This is a genomic window from Mesorhizobium sp. M5C.F.Ca.IN.020.32.2.1 (assembly GCF_004023105.1).
Classification (GTDB): domain Bacteria; phylum Pseudomonadota; class Alphaproteobacteria; order Rhizobiales; family Rhizobiaceae; genus Mesorhizobium; species Mesorhizobium wenxiniae.
On the sequence record NZ_RZSX01001411.1, the window covers coordinates 1 to 915 of the forward strand.

Annotated in this window: 1 protein-coding gene; it reads left to right on the plus strand. The window is 60.5% G+C overall.

Features of this window, described 5'->3' with window-relative positions:
• Positions 1-304 precede the first annotated feature (304 nt).
• The coding region (locus EOA86_RS36395; RefSeq protein WP_128345815.1) for an NADP-dependent isocitrate dehydrogenase at positions 305-915 on the plus strand (611 nt) is incomplete at its 3' end.

Sequence of the window (915 nt, forward strand, 5' to 3'; positions counted from 1 at the left end):
ACCATGCCGATGTTCTCGCCGAGCTGCGGCTCGACCAGGATGATCGCCGGGCCTGCGGCAGGAGGGAGGTCGTTGCTGGCTTGCATGGCTGTCAATGAACTGCTGTTTGCGGCATTTCAGCGTCCCCTGCCATATCCGGCCGCGAAAATGAAGCTTTCACAAAGAGTGGCCGATGGCGATGGTGAAGCACGCCCGCGCGGATCGCCGTTTGCGCGGCCAAAAATGCTTTGATATACGGGCCCATTCCCGGCCGAAAGCCATGCGGGCAAGGCCGTTCCGATCCCAACAATGAGGCATTCTTTCCATGGCGAAGATCAAGGTGGCGAACCCGGTCGTCGAACTCGACGGCGACGAGATGACCCGCATCATCTGGCAGTTCATCAAGGACAAGCTGATCCACCCCTATCTCGATCTGAAGCTTGAATATTACGACCTCGGCGTCGAGCACCGCGACGCCACCAACGACCAGGTGACCATCGAGGCGGCCAATGCCATCAAGAAACACGGCGTCGGCGTGAAATGCGCGACGATCACGCCCGACGAGCAGCGCGTCGAAGAATTCAAGCTGAAGAAGATGTGGAAGTCGCCGAACGGCACGATCCGCAACATCCTCGGCGGCACCATCTTTCGCGAGCCGATCATCATGAAGAACGTGCCGCGGCTGGTGCCCGGCTGGACCAAGCCGATCATCGTCGGCCGTCATGCTTTCGGCGACCAGTACCGCGCCACCGACTTCCGCTTTCCCGGCAAGGGCAAGCTGACGATCAAGTTCGTCGGCGAGGACGGCAATGTGATCGAGCATGACGTGTTCGATGCGCCGGCCGCCGGCGTCGCCATGGCAATGTACAACCTCGACGAGTCGATCCGGGAATTCGCCCGCGCCTCGCTGAATTACGGCCTGCTGCGCAATTATCC